The 17,782-nt window shown below is 46.6% G+C and carries 20 protein-coding genes; 6 read left to right on the forward strand and 14 right to left on the reverse strand.

Annotated elements, in window-relative coordinates; genetic code table 11:
• Positions 1-2: 2 nt before the first annotated feature.
• The 12 genes from MA03_RS04335 to MA03_RS04390 all read right to left on the reverse strand — a co-directional run bounded on the left by MA03_RS04335 (position 3) and on the right by MA03_RS04390 (position 10,052).
• On the reverse strand, positions 3-1,220 hold the full coding sequence (locus tag MA03_RS04335) for an NADH-quinone oxidoreductase subunit D (protein WP_052884101.1): 1,218 nt from the start codon (positions 1,218-1,220) through the stop codon (positions 3-5).
• Positions 1,204-1,683, reverse strand: coding sequence for an NADH-quinone oxidoreductase subunit C (locus tag MA03_RS04340; protein ID WP_052884102.1), 480 nt, complete (start codon positions 1,681-1,683; stop codon positions 1,204-1,206). Before MA03_RS04340 ends, MA03_RS04335 begins: the two co-directional genes overlap by 17 nt.
• On the reverse strand, positions 1,661-2,179 hold the full coding sequence (locus tag MA03_RS04345) for an NADH-quinone oxidoreductase subunit B (RefSeq protein ID WP_191118407.1): 519 nt from the start codon (positions 2,177-2,179) through the stop codon (positions 1,661-1,663). Before MA03_RS04345 ends, MA03_RS04340 begins: the two co-directional genes overlap by 23 nt.
• A 9-nt stretch (positions 2,180-2,188) precedes the next feature.
• On the reverse strand, positions 2,189-2,530 hold the full coding sequence (gene ndhC, locus MA03_RS04350) for an NADH-quinone oxidoreductase subunit A (RefSeq protein WP_052884103.1): 342 nt from the start codon (positions 2,528-2,530) through the stop codon (positions 2,189-2,191).
• A gap of 123 nt (positions 2,531-2,653) precedes the next feature.
• Positions 2,654-3,946 (reverse strand): complex I subunit 5 family protein, encoded by a 1,293-nt coding sequence (locus tag MA03_RS04355; protein WP_052884104.1) that lies wholly within the window; start codon positions 3,944-3,946, stop codon positions 2,654-2,656.
• Between the two features lies 1 nt (position 3,947).
• On the reverse strand, positions 3,948-5,618 hold the full coding sequence (locus MA03_RS04360; RefSeq protein WP_052884105.1) for an NADH-quinone oxidoreductase subunit 5 family protein: 1,671 nt from the start codon (positions 5,616-5,618) through the stop codon (positions 3,948-3,950).
• A gap of 1 nt (position 5,619) precedes the next feature.
• On the reverse strand, positions 5,620-5,916 hold the full coding sequence (locus MA03_RS04365; protein ID WP_052884106.1) for an NADH-quinone oxidoreductase subunit K: 297 nt from the start codon (positions 5,914-5,916) through the stop codon (positions 5,620-5,622).
• A complete protein-coding gene (locus MA03_RS04370) occupies positions 5,913-6,347 on the reverse strand; it encodes a hypothetical protein (protein ID WP_052884107.1) in 435 nt (144 codons plus the stop codon). The genes MA03_RS04365 and MA03_RS04370 overlap by 4 nt, the downstream gene beginning before the upstream one ends.
• Entirely contained in the window at positions 6,344-7,312 is a 969-nt protein-coding gene (locus tag MA03_RS04375; protein ID WP_052884108.1) for a complex I subunit 1/NuoH family protein, read from the reverse strand. The genes MA03_RS04370 and MA03_RS04375 overlap by 4 nt, the downstream gene beginning before the upstream one ends.
• A gap of 7 nt (positions 7,313-7,319) precedes the next feature.
• The gene (locus MA03_RS04380; RefSeq protein ID WP_191118408.1) at positions 7,320-8,015 is read right to left on the reverse strand and encodes a 4Fe-4S binding protein; all 696 of its coding nucleotides are present in this window, start codon (positions 8,013-8,015) and stop codon (positions 7,320-7,322) included.
• On the reverse strand, positions 8,009-9,637 hold the full coding sequence (locus MA03_RS04385; RefSeq protein ID WP_052884110.1) for an NADH-quinone oxidoreductase subunit D-related protein: 1,629 nt from the start codon (positions 9,635-9,637) through the stop codon (positions 8,009-8,011). The genes MA03_RS04380 and MA03_RS04385 overlap by 7 nt, the downstream gene beginning before the upstream one ends.
• The gene (locus MA03_RS04390) at positions 9,612-10,052 is read right to left on the reverse strand and encodes an NADH-quinone oxidoreductase subunit B family protein (RefSeq protein WP_052884898.1); all 441 of its coding nucleotides are present in this window, start codon (positions 10,050-10,052) and stop codon (positions 9,612-9,614) included. Before MA03_RS04390 ends, MA03_RS04385 begins: the two co-directional genes overlap by 26 nt.
• 284 nt (positions 10,053-10,336) lie before the next feature.
• Between MA03_RS04390 and MA03_RS04395 the strand changes: the two genes are divergently transcribed.
• Positions 10,337-11,353, forward strand: a complete 1,017-nt coding sequence (locus tag MA03_RS04395; RefSeq protein ID WP_052884111.1) for a PhoU domain-containing protein — start codon at positions 10,337-10,339, stop codon at positions 11,351-11,353.
• A 285-nt stretch (positions 11,354-11,638) separates the two neighbouring features.
• On the forward strand, positions 11,639-12,097 hold the full coding sequence (locus MA03_RS04400) for a ParB N-terminal domain-containing protein (RefSeq protein ID WP_052884112.1): 459 nt from the start codon (positions 11,639-11,641) through the stop codon (positions 12,095-12,097).
• Here the strand turns inward: MA03_RS04400 and MA03_RS08665 are convergent.
• Positions 12,038-12,484, reverse strand: coding sequence for a hypothetical protein (locus MA03_RS08665; protein ID WP_191118409.1), 447 nt, complete (start codon positions 12,482-12,484; stop codon positions 12,038-12,040). The genes MA03_RS04400 and MA03_RS08665 overlap by 60 nt on opposite strands.
• Positions 12,485-12,615: 131 nt before the next feature.
• On the opposite strand from MA03_RS08665, the gene MA03_RS04405 reads away from it, so the two are divergent.
• The gene (locus tag MA03_RS04405; RefSeq protein WP_052884113.1) at positions 12,616-12,948 is read left to right on the forward strand and encodes a GNAT family N-acetyltransferase; all 333 of its coding nucleotides are present in this window, start codon (positions 12,616-12,618) and stop codon (positions 12,946-12,948) included.
• Between the two features lie 27 nt (positions 12,949-12,975).
• Here the strand turns inward: MA03_RS04405 and MA03_RS04410 are convergent, their stop codons facing one another.
• Complete coding sequence (locus MA03_RS04410) at positions 12,976-13,929, reverse strand: phosphate signaling complex PhoU family protein (protein ID WP_052884114.1); 954 nt, start codon at positions 13,927-13,929, stop codon at positions 12,976-12,978.
• 80 nt (positions 13,930-14,009) lie between these two features.
• On the opposite strand from MA03_RS04410, the gene MA03_RS04415 reads away from it, so the two are divergent.
• From MA03_RS04415 to guaA, 3 genes are read left to right on the forward strand one after another with little or no spacing between them, the layout of a single operon-like run.
• Positions 14,010-15,059: an IMP dehydrogenase gene (locus tag MA03_RS04415; protein ID WP_052884115.1), complete on the forward strand. Its 1,050-nt coding sequence runs from the start codon at positions 14,010-14,012 to the stop codon at positions 15,057-15,059.
• Positions 15,059-16,153, forward strand: a complete 1,095-nt coding sequence (locus tag MA03_RS04420) for an amidohydrolase family protein (protein WP_052884116.1) — start codon at positions 15,059-15,061, stop codon at positions 16,151-16,153. The genes MA03_RS04415 and MA03_RS04420 overlap by 1 nt, the downstream gene beginning before the upstream one ends.
• Positions 16,143-17,705: a glutamine-hydrolyzing GMP synthase gene (gene guaA, locus MA03_RS04425; protein WP_052884117.1), complete on the forward strand. Its 1,563-nt coding sequence runs from the start codon at positions 16,143-16,145 to the stop codon at positions 17,703-17,705. Before MA03_RS04420 ends, guaA begins: the two co-directional genes overlap by 11 nt.
• The last annotated feature ends 77 nt before the right edge of the window (positions 17,706-17,782 follow it).

Consider the following 17,782-nt stretch of genomic DNA (forward strand, 5'->3'; position numbering starts at 1 on the left):
CCTCACCTATCACCCTCCGGCGGGAAGTAGTCGAGACTACCATAAATGGCTGGGAAATCCATAAACCTGTGACCGGGCATAAGGTAGCGGAAGAGGATCACGTTGCGGAAACTGGGTGTCACTACTCTTAGCCTGTAAGGTTTAGTGCTGCCCGCACCGGTAACGTGATAGAATATTTCGCCGTGCCCCATTTCGACCCTGCTTACGGCGTCCCCTTCGGGGAGTTTGAGAGAGGCAAAGATTCCGGGAAACTTGACTTGGCCTGTCTGTGCAACCTGCTGTCTTATGGCTGGTGGGAGCAGACGCGTATACTTCTCAGCAAAGATAGGGCCTTGTGGGAGCTTCTTAATTACTTGTCTTATAAGGCTCATGCTCTGCCTTATCTCCTCTACCCTGACCTGCATCCTGGCAAGGCAATCGCCGTCTTCACGCATAGGAATTTCAAACTCAAGGTCAGGGTAAGCTGCGTATCCCTCGGCAAGACGTGCATCGTACTTTACACCGCTTGCGCGGAGGTTTGGACCTACTATGCCAAGCCTGCTAGCCTCGCTCTTCTTTAAGACCCCTACCCCCTCGTACCTGGATCTGACCTGAGGGTTATCGAGGAAAATCTCCATGTAGTCTTTTAGTCTTCTCTCCATGTACCTTATAGCCTTCTCAGCCCTCTCGGGAAACGCCTGAGGCATGTCGCGCCTTACCCCTCCTGGAACGCTGTACGTATGGGTTAGTCGAGCGCCCGTGAGATCTTCCGCGAGCTGTATCCACACCTCACGGTCGCCGAAGGCCCACATGAACATCGTTGAATGATTTAGCATTATGCCGGCGATTCCTAAGCCGTAGAGGTGGCTTGAGATCCTGTTAATCTCGGACAGGAGTACACGCAAGTATTGGGCCCTTGGTGGCGCCTCTACGTCGAGAAGTTTTTCCAATGCGAGAACTAGGCCTAATGTGACGTTGTGGCTGTCTATTATTGTCATTCTCTCTAGAAGAGGTATAGCTTTTATGACCTCTCTACCTTCAGCCAGTTTTTCCATTGTTCTGTGTACGTAGCCTATGTCCGGATCCACACTTACGATTATATCTCCTTCGAGGCGGACTATGAAGCGCATGTGCCCTGAGGAGGGATGCTGAGGACCTATGAAGAGCTCATAGATGGACTCGTCTCCCTCCTTGGCGATGAGCCTACTGTAAACAACGCCGTTTTCACTCGAGGTCGACATAGATACCCTCCTCTTGCACCTTATAATCCTTGCGGAGCGGGGGTATTTCGGACCACCACGGGGGTAGTAGCAGGTGTCTGAGATCAGGGTTTCCCTCAAATACTACCCCTAGCATCTCCCAGGTCTCACGCTCCAGTAGTATCGCGTTGGGCCAAACATCTATAAGGCTCTCTAGTCTAGGATTATCACGTGGGACTCTTACACGTATTTCTAAGAGCAACGATCTTAGATCATCATTATAGCTTTCAGCGTGATAGACTACTTCGATCGTGTTGTTCTGCGGCCAGTCTATACCCTCGATGGAGACCAAGTGGTCAAATCCAAGACTGAGGGCTTCTTCGGCTACCTTCCGGAGACTCTCAGGGAGGGCTATGACTCTTACCCTCCTGTCGAGGACAGAGACCTGTACCCCCAGGCGGGTGAAGGTTTCCTCTAAGACCTTAACCTTCTCTCCTCCACTCACCCTTCCTCACCTTTTCCTGTAACATGATCACCGCCCGGGCAACTGCCTCTGGCCTAGGCGGGCAGCCAGGTATATAGAGCTCAACTGGGAGGATGTCTTTTGGCCTTACAATATTGTAGCTGTTGTAGAATAGGCCTCCATCTATAGCGCAGGCTCCCATGGCTATCACGAACTTGGGTGAGGGCATCTGGTCATAGACTATCTTGGCGGCCTCACCCATCTTCTTTGTAAGCGTCCCCTCTACAACAAGTAGATTTGTCTGCCTGGGAGAGTTAAACGGTAGAAAACCAAAACGCTCCGCGTCAAACCTAGGGGCAGAGGCTGCTGCGAATTCTGCTCCACAGCACGAGGTCGTAAAGTGCACGGGCCAGAGGCTGAAGGAAATAGCCCAGTCCCGCAGAGAACGGATGGGGGTCTTCTCGACAAGCCATTGAGCTGCACGGCGAGCTGTATGGTCAAGGTTCCCGATTAATAGCATGCTGAAGGGACAGGACATGAATTACACCTAGATTCGCCATAAACTTATCTCATCCGCCAGCTTGAGCCCCCACCAAACAACCGGGATGACTGCCAGTAGCATGGCCCCTACTATTACCAATCCTTGTTGAAGATTAGAGAATGGGAGAATATAGAGGAGAATTATTAGGGGTTCTATACCAAGATAGAGAATTAGATACCCGTAGTACTGGAAGGGGATACGTTTCTTAGCCTCACCCTTTGGAGGATTACCTGCCTCGTAGCGTAACCTTTTAAAGGGTCTCGCAGGACCTCGCTCGAGGAGAAGCGCTAAGAGTATAACGAGAAGTCCCGCTAATATCCCCAGGATGACGACTAGGAGCAGTGTCAAGGCGGGGCCCAGAGCTGTTCACCAGTATATTCTTCCGAGAAATTACTATAAATATTATGCTTGTTGAATATATCAAGCGCGAATTTTACATTTTTGTAAAAATTACCAAAAAATTTTAGAAAGCTAAAGACCAAAATAGGATACTATCGTCGGACAGAAAATGAATGCGACAAGGCTGAAGAGCACTAATAGGAAACTTGTAAGCAATGCAACTCTGTGTCTTAGATGCACAGCATCGTTGGAGCCGCTGGCAAGGGTGTAGAAGATGCGGAAGTAATAGGCGAAAGATATTATGATTGAAAACATGAAGCCAAGCCCTACCAGAACATTGAATTGGAAGAGCCCGACACCCATGTAGAGCTCACTCCAAAATGTTAATAGTGGAGGAGCTCCTGTGAGTCCCAGAGAGGCTAGAATAACCGTGAACTTTAGCACGTTGTTCTTCGAGGCCACTCCATAGAGCTTTGAGAGATGGCGTGTTCCATATTCGGCTAGCAAAACACCGGAAACTATGAAGAGGGCTGATTTTAGGAGACCGTGCGCGAATACATGTAGGAATGCGTAGACCGTCGCCAGGTTGTTGCCGGTAGCCCATGCCAGCAAGATATAGTTTACATTTGCAAAGCTGCTGAATGCCAGTAGACGCTTGAGGTCATCCTGCTTGTATGCGGAAAGATTTCCTATGAACGCACCTATTAGTGCGAGAGGTAGTACTATGTAGCGTATTAATTCTTCGCCGAATACCAGTCTATAGACTAGGATTGCTGCTGACTCGATAACCACACCTGACAATACTGCGCTTGCAGTGCTTGGCGCAGCCATGTGGGCGTCCGGGAGCCAAAAGTGTAACGGGAATAAGGCGGCCTCGGTCCCGAAACCTAGAAGGAGGAAAATCTTGGCTAATATGCTAGATGAGGGAACAGAGTGTATTGAAGTTGACCCAGTTTCTATGAATACAAGAATTATCCCTATTAGCGCTAGAGCCGTTCCAGCTCCGCATAGCATTAGGTATTTAAATGCGGCTTCAGCGCCCTCCTTATTCCTATGGTATGCTGTCAGGGAGACAACCGCAGTGCTCAGGATTTCCCACTCAAGGAAGACTTTTACTAAATCTTTCGTGTGAGTTATCAGTATAGAGGAAACGCATAGGACAAGAATTAACAGGTTATGAGTCGATACGTCCTCTTCGATGAGAGAATACCCAGTCACAACTGCCGCGATTCCTATAAGCGAGGAAGTAAGACCTATGAGTCCTACTGGACTTCTCTCGGAGAGTGATAGGTACAGTACGATTAAGAGTAGGATTGCCGCCATTGTCGTGGAAACCGGTTTTCTAAATCTCTGTGGTAGTAGCCTGACCACCAGGTATAGTAGAACGCCACATAGGCCGATATTGATCAATGCTTCCTCGAGCAATCTACATCACCCCCATAACTATAAGTAGGATAACGAGCAAGAGCCCGATTAGCCACAGCGTGTTGATGGAGGGTATACCTGTTTGTAGCTTGCGGGAAAGGTCCGATGCTAAATTGATTGCTTTAGATGCTATAATGCTGTAGGCTTCGTCTATGTAAAAGCCCTTATCGGCAATCTGTGCGAGAGGCTTATAGACTGACCTGACATACACGCACGTGTAAGAGTCCTTCCCCCAGAGGTAATAAGCTATTAGAATACCTAATCCCAATCCTAACAGGGCGCTGGGGTCTAGCTCGGCAAACTCAGCCGCTACACCTAGCATTCGGGAGGCTTGAGTTAAAATCAATATACCTGTGAAGGTGAGAATAGATAGGACTATGATGGGAACTATCATAGCCGGGTTGTGCTCCTGCATCTTCTTACGGGGAGAGCCTTTGAAGAGCCTAAAGTAAAGCCTGAATATATATAGAGAGGAGAGAAGAGAGATCGTGAACGCTAGCAGATAACCGAGTCCCTCCTTAAAGTTATGCTCTATCGCCATAAGTATGAGGTCTTTTGTAAAGTATCCTGGGAGAGGGGGAACGCCTGCCAAACTAAGCGAGCCTATAAGGAAGCCTATCCCTGTAACTCTGAGCCCCGACGACCATAGTCCTCCCAGCTCGTCTAGACTACGGGTTTTAGCTTCGTGTATTATGAGTCCTGCACAAAGGAATAATAGGGCTTTGAAGAGTGAGTGCGATAACAAGTGTAGTTGAGCCGCGCCCCATGCTCCAAGACCTAAGCCTAAGAACATGAGTGCTAGGTGATTTATAGTGCTGTATGCTAAGACCCTTTTTATGTCAGAGGCTCCGAGGGCTGCTAGCGCTGAGAGGAAAATTGTGATGATTGCGAGGCAAACTACTATCTCTAGAGCCTTACTGCTGAGGGTTATGAGAGGGTAGAAGCGTGACAACAAGTATACTCCAGCCTTTACCATTGTCGCCGCATGTATAAGGGCGCTAACAGATGTGGGTCCTTCCATCGCGTCGGGTAGCCAGACGAAAAGGGGGAACTGTGCAGATTTTCCTATAGCGGCTAGAAGCAGCAAAATCGCAAGGGGTGTTATAAGGTCTCCTAGTTCGGTTGCAGAGTCTAGGATTAAAGGTATATTTGATGTCCCAATGCGTGATAAAAGTAGGGCAATTGCAGCTATGAATCCTATATCGCCTATTCTTGTAACAGTAAAAGCTTTCAGTCCAGCTTTCCGCGCCTCAGGCTTATCCCACCAGAAGGATATTAGCAGAGCACTGCAAACGCCGACAAGCTCCCAGGAAACGTATAGGATTAGCAGGTTTGTTGTTAGAACGAGTAGGCTCATAGAAGCTATGAAGAATAACATCAGTGAGTAGTAGCGTCGGTATGATGGGTCGTGGTTCATGTATCCCACGCTGTAAATAACGATTAGAGAGCCTAGAACATTCACAACTCCCAGCATAAGCTTAGACAAAGCGTCGCTGTAGAGTGTAACCCCTATCTGGGTTGTTTTCTCGGGAATCAGGATATATGCTATTGACAGAAGAGCGGCAGTTAGAGAAGCTATGACGCTTAAGCCCTCCACAAGCCTTCTTTGTTTAAGAACTGTGATTGTAGCGCTTGCGATAAACAATTCTAGTAGTAAAAGCTCAGGAATCATACTACCACCTCAAATCAGATACCTCTTGGGGGTTAATCCTCCTGAAACGTTCCCATACTAGAAGAGCTATCGCGATCCCAAGCGCTTCTGTTGTAGCTGTAGCTGAAGCTATGAGAAGGAACATGTCATCGGCGCTGGCTCCACCCGTTCTAAACGCGAGAGAGAGGAGGAGTAGGCTCGCTAGGGTCATCGCCTGTAAGCCCATGATCACCTTCACCATGTTTCTGGTGGCGGCTATGGAGGCTAAACCAGCTATGAGAAGCGTTAGAGCCGAACACACTACCACTAAATCCATCATCCCCCCTCACCTTTCACAATGTGTAAACCACCAATGAGAACAGTTACGAGTAGGATTGTTAGAAGAGAATAATCATTTATGTCAGCAATTCTTGTAACCTGTGATACTTCGAACTTTATCTTTCCTGTCCCGACAAGTATGTATATTGATAGGAGGGTTAGGAGCATCAGGGAAACGGCCAAGGCATATGTAACGTCTACTCTTACTTCCTCCCTGGTTACAAGCATCATCCAAGCGATCATCAGAGCTATTAAACCTCCTGCGAACAGCGTGGCGACAAGGATTGCCGGCGTCCAACCAGCGGTCTCAGACAGTGCTATTGATATCATTATAGTACCGGTAGCCATCGCGATTAGACTTGCAATTATTCGGCGTGAATAGAGACCCCAGACTATCAAGACAACACCAATAAGAGACAAATATTCAATCATACAAGCCACCTGAAAAGGAAAGCTATAAGAAGTTGAATGAAAACAAGGGGGTAAAGTATACCCCAGAAAACTCTCGCAAGACCACTCACCTTAAACCTAGCCATTGATGCGCTTATGAAAGTTAAGAGGAAACTGAGAGCTAGGGCTTTGAATCCAAACCAAAGGAAACCTGCTAGGGGCCCAATTTTTTCGTATCCAGGACCCAGAGGTCCTCCAAGGTAAAAGCTGGTCAACAGCGATATTCCCCAAGTCATGCTCAGATCGTTGAAGAGCCTGAGATAAGCTAGGCTTCTCCCGGAGTATTCTGTCAACCAGCCCGCTACAACCTCCTGCTTCGCGTGGGGGAGATCAAAGGGTCTCTTCTCTAGTTTAGCGAGTAAGGCAAATAATGATGTTATAAAGCCAATCGGTTGATAAAGAACCAAGGGGCCATGCTGGGCCTGGTATTCTATTAGGTCTTTGAAGCTTAGAGATGATGCTTGCAACGCTACGGACGCTAGGCTCAAAGCAAAGATGCTCTCATACATAGTGTACTGCAAGAGAAGCCTTCCTACACCTATTGCTGTGTAGGGTGTGAGTGCCGCATAACCCGCTAGTGCCACCGTTAGGGCTGTTAGGGCTAACAATAAGAATACGAGGAGTACATCTCCTTGAAAAGATAAGGGCATCTGGGTCGTAGCTACCGGGATATAACACATGGCGAAAACAGGTATTGAAATGGCTAATACGGGTGCTACTCGGTAAAGCAATATGTCACAATTCCGGGGTACGATCTCTTCCTTTACAAGCAGCTTTATAAAATCAACCAGTGGTTGCAAAAGCCCTTTAGGTCCTGTGTAGAGGGGTCCTACTCGCCCTTGAATCTTCGCTGTTATCTTTCTCTCAATGTATTCAAACCAGAAAGCCATAGCCACGCTGAACAATAGACCTGGAAAGATTAGAGATTGGAATAATATGTCAATCATGTCATGCTCACCGCAACCTCCTTAGTAGTTCGATTCCTTCGACCATAAGGGCCGCTAAGGTGATTAGTACTAGGAGAAGAACATATAGAGCTGGACGCAGTAGTATGAGGAATACAGCGATCTCGGTGATCAGGAAAAACAGTACAAATGAAAACAATCCTGGAATATAATATCTTTCAAGATGTGTGGTTTGAGGTGTCCCCCCAGTAAACGGATCAAAAGCCTTGTCGGTGTGTTCTCCCTTAGGAGATAAAAGGCCAGAGATTAAATACACACTCAAGCTTACAAGGAAAATAAATGCAAACGCTAGGATGGCCCCCACTCTTGGATCTGTTGAAAGTGGCAGGAGAGCTACCTCAAAAGCATATTCTATGGTAAAACTTTTTTCCATTCGAATGGCACGCGCGGGGCACACATCAGAACACAAGCCGCAGTAAATGCACCTTAAATAGTCAAATCTTGGAGCCTTCTTGTCTATTTCCCTTCCCCCAACAATTTGCTTTCCTACAGTTATCATGGTTATAGCTCCAGGTGGACAAGACCTACCGCATAACCCGCATCCAAGACACTTCTCTATATTTAAGACGGGGCGCCCTCGAGACATGCTGTTTTGAGCAGCTTCATCAATAGCTAGAGTTCTTGGTCTTCCGAGAAGGTTCGCAAACGACATACACAGCAACTTTACAAAACCACTTTTCACCATGAACTCGCACCTCTCTTCTTAGTGAAATCTTCTAGAGACAATACCTTGACCGTCCCGTCCGATTGGTTATAGACTTGCACGCGATCCATGCAGCTGAAACAGGGGTCGATACTGGTCACTATAAGTGGGAGATCTGAGAGAGCGGCTCCTTCAAGGAGGATGGCGGCAAGTTGTATGTTTGGGAGAGTCGGTGTCCTAATTTTGACACGATAGGGGCTATGAGTATTATTTGATATCACGTAATAAAAAAGCTCGCCTCTTGGGGCCTCTGTCCGTGCATAGGATTCCCCTGCAGGAACAGTACCCATGAAATACTTGGAGGGTACAGGGTTTCCGCTTGGAGTTTTTTCTGTTATTTGCGAAATAATGCGTGCTGATTCAATAAGTTCTTTAAGACGACATAATACCAGACTATAGACATCGCCTCTATCTGAGGTTATAGTCTCAAATTCCAGGTCTCCATAGGCTCCATATGGTTCTATTTTTCGAATATCGTAGGGGTCGCCCGCGGCTCGCCTAACGGGACCAACGGTCACATATTTGCGCGCCTGGTCTAGTGTGTATACGCCAATGTTTCGTGTTCTCTCTACGAAGAGATCGCTAGACATAGCGGTTTCGATAACATTTTCTATTTGCTTTGAAAACTCGCCGACTTTAAGGGACATCTTCTTCAGTTTTGCGTCATCTATGTCTTTACGAACCCCTCCTATGGTTACAAACGACTTGTGTACTCTGTTACCGGTAGCCTCTTCTAGCAAATCTAGAATAGTCTCACGTAGGCTCCACACCCACATAAACATGGTCTCAAACCCCATCCAGTAGCCTACAAGCCCAAGCCACAACGAGTGTGAGTGTATCCTTTCCAACTCGGCTATCAGTGTTCGAAGATAGAGAGCCCGCTTAGGTATATCTATGCTGAGTAGTTTTTCGACCGCCTCTACAAAGGTCCATGCATGATGTGTGCTGCAAATCCCACAAACCCTTTCTAAAAGGAATATGTCGCGGAGATACGTTCTTCCCTCAGCTGCTTTCTCTACCCCCCTGTGTACGAAGCCTATCCTCAGGTAAGCTTTCCGTATAGTCTCACCCTCTACAATTAAGCTGAAACGCTCCGGCTCCTTTAACGCAGGGTGATATGGACCCAGCGGGAGAACCACGTTCTCAGGGGATAAAGGTGCCAAGGGTGTAAATTGTACTGGGCCGCAACTTTGTGTTTTCGCGATTTTTTCTTTGATTGATTCACTTTTCACCTCCTTAAGGAGAGGGGGTGGAGCGTCCTGTGGGTAACAGTCTGGTAGTATGAATCGTTGCTGGCTGGTATTATGCAACCCTTCTACTTTAAGGCCGAAGAGTTCTTCAGACTCTCTCTCATAATATGCTGCTCCAGGGACTATTGATGTGAGAGTTGGAACAACGGGTGCTTGTTTTGATACTTCTACTGATAAATGAACGATTGACCCATTAAGGCTTGAGAAATGATATATCACCTCTATTTTATCTCCTCTATCGACGGCTGTAATAGCTACTAGGTGGGTGAAGCCGGAGCTTGTTAGTTTTTCCACCTCCTTTAGTAAATCGTCTAGGCTAACCCTATTCTTACTCTGGACTCGTGTTCCCCCCATGATTAGACACCCCCACGACCTTAGATAGCGCTTTTAAAAGCGCGCGTGGACTGGCAGGACACCCCGGGATCTTGACGTCCACGGGGACTACCTCACCTGCTCCTCCCAGAACATTATAACAGTCGGCAAAAACACCTCCAGAACAAGCACATGTACCTAGGGCTACAACATATTTGGGATAAGGAATTTGATCATATATAGAGCGTAAAGCCGGCACGACTTGAGATGTAACGGGGCCAGTAACAACAAGTACGTCAGCGTGGCGGGGGCTAGGAACTAGTTGTACCCCAAGACGCTCGGGATCGTATCTAGAGGTGAGAAATGCCACAAGCTCTATATCGCATCCATTGCACCCACCTGAGTTGAAATGATAAAGCCAGAGGCTTTTCCTCTGCAGGAGCGATAGCTTCACCATTATATACCCTATTATACTTATCAAAATTTTTACATATAAAGAGAATTTAATAACTCCAGTTAATATTTTTTAAAGTATAGGAGAATAATTATTGTCATTGGACAAAATAAATAATAATTTTTTAAAATAATAGGAGAGATACTCTTATTAACTATTAGATCTAATTCTCTCATAAAAATAAATACTCAGATCGTACTAGTAGATCCTTATAGGCTGATTCTAAAAGACAAATAGTCTACAAAAAACTATATAATTGACTTTCACGAGAATATCTAGGGTAGAACATGTCGGCTCAAAGAGTTGTCAGGCGTGTACAAGTAACTGGGGGATCCACGTTCATAATCTCCATACCCAAGGAGTGGGCTTCAAGCGTTGGCATAGACAGAGGCAGTATGGTTACACTCTCGCTGGAGCACGATGGGAGCATACGGGTCATACCCAGTGGGAAGAAGCTACAGTCTACGAATGTAGCCGAGATATTTGTGAAAAAGGAGATCTCTGAAGGAGCTGTTTTAAGGGAAATAATGTCAAAGTACCTTGTAGGCTATAAAACGATTCATGTGAGATTCCAGCAAGACAATCCCATCTTAAGGGGAAAGCTCAAGGAGATAGCGGTAAAGAAGCTTATAGGGGCCGAGGTCTTGCACGAAGACTCACGAGAAATGACAATACAGGTTCTCGTTAATGTGGGGGACTTTCCCCTCATAAACATCATTCAAAAAATGGGGGATACTGATAAGAGCATGTTACTAGATGCTATCGAGCTCTTCAGGAAGGGGCTTAAGGATAAAACTTATATTGGAGAGCTTGCAATGCGTGATGACATAGTGGATAAACTCTACCTTTATGGGCTCCGTCAACTAAACACCGCGTTGAAGGGCTACGTGAGTCTGGAGGAGATCGGTCTCTCAAGAAGCGAGGAGATCCTGTCTTACGGTATGGTTCTGAAGAATATGGAGAGGATAGGCGATCACGCCGCAACTATAGCGACCCATCTGCAAGAGATTCCCATTGACTTTAAGGGTGTAAAGGACATATTTGCCTTTGGTGAAGCTGTAACCGAATTTTTCATGCAGAGTGTAAAGACTTTCCTTGACCGAAACAAGAAACAGGCAAACGATCTCCTAGACGCTAAGATTGAAGAGATAAAGGAAATGGAGAGGAAGCTCTCAAACATTTATACAGTTGAGGACGCTAGGGTTCTCACGACGATAAGAACTATTGTTGGAAGCTATAGACGGGTAGCCGACTACTCCACGGATATACTTGAAGCAACCATAGACCTTCACGACATTAGATAGAGGGAAACCAGGAAAAATTCAAAACAAATTGGATGGGAAAAACATAGAGATAATTTCATAAACCAAAAGCTAGTCTTAAAAAACCTTAATCTTTCAGATCATACGAATTCTGCAATATACATGCATAGTCCAGGAATTTTATCTCTCATGAAAATTTCAGCTCGGTTTTCAACACATAAGTAACCACTCAGACAAGGCAAACCGCTGTTCTACGCATTAATAGACAGCAACTTACTTGAGGTTTAACACAAGGTTTTTATACAGCTTTAATGCATATTTTTGATCATGATCTATCTTAAAATTACATTGATGAATATTTCAGAGCTAAAACCCCATGAAAAATACATAGAGGAACGAGTACTTTTCCTGTTAGAAGATATGATGAGGACTGGTATCCTAAGAAAACCGGTGGTCGCAGAAAATAAACACAATGTTTTGCTGGACGGTCATCATCGATTTGAAGCATTTAAGAGATTAGGACTCCAGTATATCCCTGCCGCTGTAGTAGACTACCAGGATCCTAGAATTGTCGTTAAAAGCTGGGAAAATGGGTACATTTTTGATAAAGACCAAGTGCTTAGGAGAGCCCTTAAAGGAGAATTATTCCCTCCACGCACAACGAGACACGTGGTTCAACTTGACGGGAGAGAGCTTCACATCTCCGAGATTCTTCCCGATGTCAACTTACCCTTGAAGAGCTTTAAAACTATGCCTCTCAGTATTGGGGAGAGGCTTGAATTCTAGAATCTCTGAGTAATCGCAGTTGCTACACACTTCGAATCCGGAGACGTCGAAAAAACCAGAGACCTCAAGCCTGATATATTCTTGATCTATTATGGGAAGCCTTAGTATCAGCTTTCTGGATGCATCGGAGGGTACCAGGTGTAGTATAAGCCACCTTCCACCATCAGGCCTGCTGCCTTCAAGCCCACTAGGCCCGGACTTACCGATTATGGATAGTGTTCTTGAAAAAGTAATGCTTTTATCGCCATCAAAGCCCCCTTCATCGTTGCGGATGCCCAGGTTCATCTGTACCTTTCCATCCACAACGATGGTAAAGAAGCCTCTGTAGACCCTTCTACCTTTCTTTACACGCTTGTGAAGTTCTCCTGATATACTGACACGAGTCAAGGGTATGCTCGGTTTCGCCTTTGGGTTGAGTCGGCTATAAATGTTTCGTAGGACGTTTTAAATTTTCAGCTTGGCTTTGAAGAACCGTAGATAAATAACATATATAATAAAGGTTTTGCGGTTGGGGAATCATGGATATCAGGACATCTCAGGTGGAGACTAGAGGCTTCAGGATTTCTATAGAGGAGAATGGTCGCGAACTAGGACATTGCTTTATTTATCTGATCAAGAATGATCTTCACGACAGACCTTATGCGTTACTAGAAGATGTCTATGTGAATGAGAGTAATAGGGGGCAAGGAATCGGAAAGCTTTTAGTGAAAAAGGCTATCGACCTTGCGCGAGAATTAAACTGCTATAAAATAATCGCTACCAGTCGCTTTGGACGGGGTGAGCTCCACCAGTGGTATCAGAAGCTGGGTTTCAAGCTTTACGGCTACGAGTTCAGGATAGATTTTGAGTAGCCAGTTCATTTTTTCTCATGTACTTTCTCATCTTTTTCTCGACGAAAATTCGCTGAAGACCTCTAGCTCCACTCTGGACTCGAGCATGTCAAGTATGAGTGAAATTATGTTTCCTAAAAGATGATCTATAAGGCTTGAAGACTCGAACTTCTCGAAATACTCTCGGTACGTTTTCGTGATGACAAGTTTTGACTCCTCGTCGCCGGTCTTGAAAGCCTTTATCCCTGCTTCGAACGCCTCGCGGATTACTCGGATATCCTCCTCTGATAACTCAACTATATGAGCTATCCTTGCTATGTTCACTATAACGTCTCCCACTCGTTCAAGAGTCTTGCCGTAGTTGAAGATTGGAAGGAGCAAGGTCTTATTAGGAATGCCCACTTTGGCCAGATACCATGAGTATAATATCGAGAGGTTGACTTGCCTGCTTAAGAGAAAATAAAACTTGTCCACCTCTTCGTCTCTCTCTAGTATGTCTTTCAGGTACGACATGTCCCCCGTGCGCACGAACTCTTCGAGGTCCTTTATACTGTTAAGGATGAGTACTTCCATTCTGTTCAAAACCTTAGGAACCTCTGTTGATGCTGTGTTCGCCAGCATCTGGAGAAGGATGTAGTCGGAGCCCTCCTCGAAGACTTCTAACCCTACTAGGCGTTTTAGAGTTTTCCTGATCGTTTCGCGTAAGCTTAGGGGAACTCTTCCCGAGGTGGATACAACTTTAATCGATGAATAGCCTGCCTGATACAAAGCTATTATCATTCTCTCGACGGTGTCCTCGTCCCCCTGTGCGGCTTCCAGAACTTTGGTCTCCTCTATGAACTCCTCTCGACGCATTATCGGCGAAATAAGCAAGTAGTTGTCGTACTCTTCCAGAAATAGAGTATCTCCCTCGCGTAGACTGTTTTTCTCAACCCATTCCCGTGGAAGTGTGACTGCGAGGCTTGTTTTTCCCAGCTTTAAAAGTTTTCTTGTCGTAGACATAATACAGGTATATACTTGTTTATATAAATTAGTTTTGTATTAAAACAAGTCTTATAGGCTAAGCCAAGCGTTTCACGAATATGGGGAGATTTGTAGAGAAACTAAAAACAGCTGAAACAGCTCTAAGCTTCGATGACATTCTCATACTGCCCAGATACTCTGATGTAAGTATAAGTGAAATAGATGTCTCGACAAAGCTGGCCCCTAAACTGGACCTCTCTCTACCTCTGTTAAGCTCCCCAATGGACACTGTTACAGGCCGCGAGATGGCGCTGACACTGGGAGAGATCGGTGGTCTGGGAGTCCTGCCGAGAAATCTCCCAATTGACGAGGCAGTAGGGATAGTTCGAGAAGCATCAGTTAAAAAAATTCCCGTGGCTGCTGCGGTTGGACCATTTGACGATGAAAGGGTAGGCAGGCTTTTGGATGCCGGTGTCTCTATGATAGTTATAGATACAGCTCATGGCCATAGCAAGAATGTCCTGGAGGCTACGCGAAGGTACTCATCGATGGGCGCTGTCGTGATGGCTGGGAACATAGTCACAGGTGAAGCCGCGGAGGACTTAATTTCGGCTGGGGCTGTCTCGCTTAGAGTTGGGGTAGGGCCCGGCCACGCATGTACAACTAGAGAGGTGGCAGGGGTCGGATGCCCACAACTTACGGCCATCGCAAGCGTAGCCGATGTCGCTAGAGCTTACGGTGTTAGCGTTGTAGCTGACGGGGGGATTGAGAAGCCTGCTGACGCAGTTAAGGCCCTAGCGGCTGGAGCAGATGCTCTAATGCTAGGCTATCTTTTCGCTGGAACCGATGAGGCTTCGGGGGCTCTCGTCGCCAAAGAGGGTCGTTGCTTTAAAGTGTACAGGGGTATGGGTAGTAGGGGAGCTTTAGCTAGTGGCTCAGCGAGATATGGAGAGTTTAAACGCGTACCTGAGGGTGTCGAGGGACTTGTTGAGTGTCGTGGAAGTGTAAGAAATGTTGTTGAGTGGATAATAGGCGGGATTAAGCAAGGGATGGGTTATGTTGGAGCTAGGAACATACGTGAGCTACAGGAGAAGAGTATCTTCGTGAAACTAACGCCCTCAGGTGTACGGGAAAGTGGTCCTAGAGGACTATATGAGGTGAGGTATTGATGGGTGTTATTGAGGTCTCAGAGCTTCTCGACCACGGAGTGCTCCGGAGGAATGTCAAGATTCCCTACAACGGGAGTGAAGATTTGTACTTTGTGTCTGCGATTGCACCAGGTTTTAGTGACGCGCATGCTCATCCACAGGTCATTGACGTCGGTGAGAAGGGGGGGTGGAGGCATTCCTATGAGTGGCTCGAGAATAGAAAGCTGAGGGTTAACGAGGCTGGTATTAGAAGGGACAAGGAGCTTTCCTCTCTTCTCACAAAGGCTACTCTTCTAAAATCCTTGATGGAGGGGGCTACGCTTATAGCGGTAACGGGAAGTCTTGAAGGGAATATCTCCGCTATACTATCGCTTCCAGCTACGCCACGAGTGGTCGTCCTCCCAACGGTAATGGATCGGGAGGGCTGGAGTACTCCGGAGAGAGTTTATGCAGAACACGTGAAATACCTTTCAAGGTGGGATGGATACTTCAATATGGGCTTCTTCGTACACTCGCTTCGAAAGACGGGCAAATCTTTTCTTGTCGCCTCGTATAAGACGGCTATCAAGCTTGGTGTTCCTTTCGCTATTCACTTATCAGAGGGCGTGGACGAGACTGAAAGTTTCATAGAGGTGATAGGTGAGCCTGCAGGGAACGTGGTAGCCGTCCATTGCCTTGAAGGCGCCGAGAAGTGTAAGAGGTTCGGGTTTAAGGTTGTTCATTGTCCAACTTCTAACCTCTACCTTTACGAGCGAACCCTGAGAGGTCTCGGACTTTTCGACGCTTTGGGTAGTGATTGGCCGCTTGTAACTGGAACTATAGCTAAGACTTACAGGGATGCTGTGGCTGTCCACGGTGCTAGCTACGAGTTACTGCAGAAAGCCACGCTCGGGGGATACAGGGTCTTCGGAATGAAGACTTCGGGAGATATTGTTGCCTTCGATGAGAACCTCGACAAGGTGATGAGGGGCGAATTGAAACCCAGGGCTGTAGTCGTTAACGGTAGGCTTGTTGTTTATGAGAATGTTATGATTGACTTGAACTTATCGAGTCAAGATATTGAAAAGGTTAAAGAACAGGCTGTGAGGCTTGCCTTTGAGCAGTATGGAATCTAGGAAGAGCGTTGTAGTCCTGGACTTTGGGGGCCAGTACGCACATCTTATCGCACGCCGTATCAGAGAACTCAACTTCTATTCTAAGCTTCTGCCCTACGACATATCTCTAGAGGATTTACAAAGGTCAAATCCTGCTGCTGTAGTATTCTCAGGGGGGCCTGCAAGTGTACTTGAGAAAGACGCTCCCAGGCCGAGAGAAGAAGTTGTCTCGTTTCTGTTAAGGAATAAGATCCCAATCTTAGGTGTATGTTATGGACACCAGCTTATAGCTAGCTTTTTTGGGGGAAGAATTGCCCGCAAAGAGAAGGGGGAATACGGCTCCAGTGTCCTGAGGGTAGTAGAGAAGAACGAACTTTTCCTCGATACCCCCAGCATACAGCGTGTCTGGATGTCTCATCGGGACTCCGTGGTAGAGCTTCCTTCTGATCTTGTAGTCCTTGCATCTACCGATTACTCGGAGGTAGCAGCTTATAAACATCGAACGCTACCCGCTTACGGTGTCCAGTTTCACCCTGAGGTAAAGCACACGGAACATGGAAAAACTATCCTCTCAAACTTTCTTAGAAGAGTTGTTGGTCTTACACCGAACTGGTTTATCGAAGACGAAGCCATGCATATCATTGAAGAGATGAGAAAAAACATTAAGGGGAAAGTGCTCCTAGCCGTAAGTGGGGGTGTTGACTCCTTAACAACAGCCCTCATGCTTCAAAAAGCCATTGGAGGCGAGAATCTATACCTAATCCACGTTAACACCGGCTTACTCCGAGAGAATGAAAGCGAACGTGTCCTCGAAATCCTCAAGAAACTCGGCTTCACAAACGTTCACTATGTTGACGCCAGCAAGCTATTCCTAGAGAGACTCAGAGGAGTTACTGATCCGGAGGAGAAGCGGAGGATAATCGCCAAGACATTTGCAGAGGTCTTCAAGGATAAAGCCCTACAGCTCAGCCATACTGTGGGCGGTTTCAAATACCTAGCACAGGGAACCATTTATCCAGATCGTGTGGAGAGTGGGGCTACCGGCAAAGCTACAGCCAAGATAAAGAGTCACCATAACGTTGTGATGGAGGCTATCCCTGGGCTGGAGCTCGTGGAACCATTGGCGGAATTCTATAAGGATGAGGTTAGGCGTATAGCTGAAATCCTCGGATTGCCAGAAGAACTTGTGAAGCAGCACCCGTTCCCGGGGCCTGGTTTAGCCGTGAGGGTTTTAGGAGAGGTTACAGAGGAAAAGCTCAAAATCCTACGAAAGGCTACTATGATAGTTGAGGAAGAGTTTAGAAAAGCAGGTCTCTATGAGAAAGTGTGGCAGGCTTTCCCCGTACTACTCCCTGTGAAATCCGTAGGCGTGAAAGGCGACGTTAGAAGCTACGAGTATGTGCTCGCCCTCCGCGTGGTCGAAAGCGAGGACGCGATGACGGCTAGCTTTGTAAAGCTTCCCTGGGATTTTCTTGAAAAGCTGGCCGAGCGCCTTGTAAATGAGGTTGATGGGGTTAATAGGGTTTTATATGACATCACTCATAAACCGCCTGCGACTATTGAGTTCGAGTAGACCTTATAATGGTGTGTCAGCCTTGTCACCAATCCTCACAGATCGGGATTGGAGTCACTCATCATCCATTTATTTGA

The sequence above is a fragment of the Thermofilum uzonense genome, from assembly GCF_000993805.1.
GTDB classification, from domain to species: Archaea; Thermoproteota; Thermoprotei; order Thermofilales; family Thermofilaceae; genus Thermofilum; species Thermofilum uzonense.

Bases quoted from the DNA above. Each gene is read 5' to 3' on its own strand.
- MA03_RS04390 (WP_052884898.1), bottom strand. From the start codon at position 10,052: ATGGTGAAGCTATCGCTCCTGCAGAGGAAAAGCCTCTGGCTTTATCAT.
- MA03_RS04370 (WP_052884107.1), bottom strand. From the start codon at position 6,347: ATGATTGAATATTTGTCTCTTATTGGTGTTGTCTTGATAGTCTGGGGT.
- MA03_RS04415 (WP_052884115.1), top strand. From the start codon at position 14,010: ATGGGGAGATTTGTAGAGAAACTAAAAACAGCTGAAACAGCTCTAAGC.
- MA03_RS04410 (WP_052884114.1), bottom strand. From the start codon at position 13,929: ATGTCTACGACAAGAAAACTTTTAAAGCTGGGAAAAACAAGCCTCGCA.
- MA03_RS04385 (WP_052884110.1), bottom strand. From the start codon at position 9,637: ATGGGGGGAACACGAGTCCAGAGTAAGAATAGGGTTAGCCTAGACGAT.
- MA03_RS04405 (WP_052884113.1), top strand. From the start codon at position 12,616: ATGGATATCAGGACATCTCAGGTGGAGACTAGAGGCTTCAGGATTTCT.
- MA03_RS04360 (WP_052884105.1), bottom strand. From the start codon at position 5,618: ATGATTCCTGAGCTTTTACTACTAGAATTGTTTATCGCAAGCGCTACA.
- MA03_RS04335 (WP_052884101.1), bottom strand. From the start codon at position 1,220: ATGTCGACCTCGAGTGAAAACGGCGTTGTTTACAGTAGGCTCATCGCC.
- MA03_RS04400 (WP_052884112.1), top strand. From the start codon at position 11,639: ATGATCTATCTTAAAATTACATTGATGAATATTTCAGAGCTAAAACCC.
- MA03_RS04345 (WP_191118407.1), bottom strand. From the start codon at position 2,179: ATGTCCTGTCCCTTCAGCATGCTATTAATCGGGAACCTTGACCATACA.
- MA03_RS04365 (WP_052884106.1), bottom strand. From the start codon at position 5,916: ATGATGGATTTAGTGGTAGTGTGTTCGGCTCTAACGCTTCTCATAGCT.
- MA03_RS04420 (WP_052884116.1), top strand. From the start codon at position 15,059: ATGGGTGTTATTGAGGTCTCAGAGCTTCTCGACCACGGAGTGCTCCGG.
- guaA (WP_052884117.1), top strand. From the start codon at position 16,143: ATGGAATCTAGGAAGAGCGTTGTAGTCCTGGACTTTGGGGGCCAGTAC.
- MA03_RS04395 (WP_052884111.1), top strand. From the start codon at position 10,337: ATGTCGGCTCAAAGAGTTGTCAGGCGTGTACAAGTAACTGGGGGATCC.
- MA03_RS04375 (WP_052884108.1), bottom strand. From the start codon at position 7,312: ATGATTGACATATTATTCCAATCTCTAATCTTTCCAGGTCTATTGTTC.
- MA03_RS04380 (WP_191118408.1), bottom strand. From the start codon at position 8,015: ATGGTGAAAAGTGGTTTTGTAAAGTTGCTGTGTATGTCGTTTGCGAAC.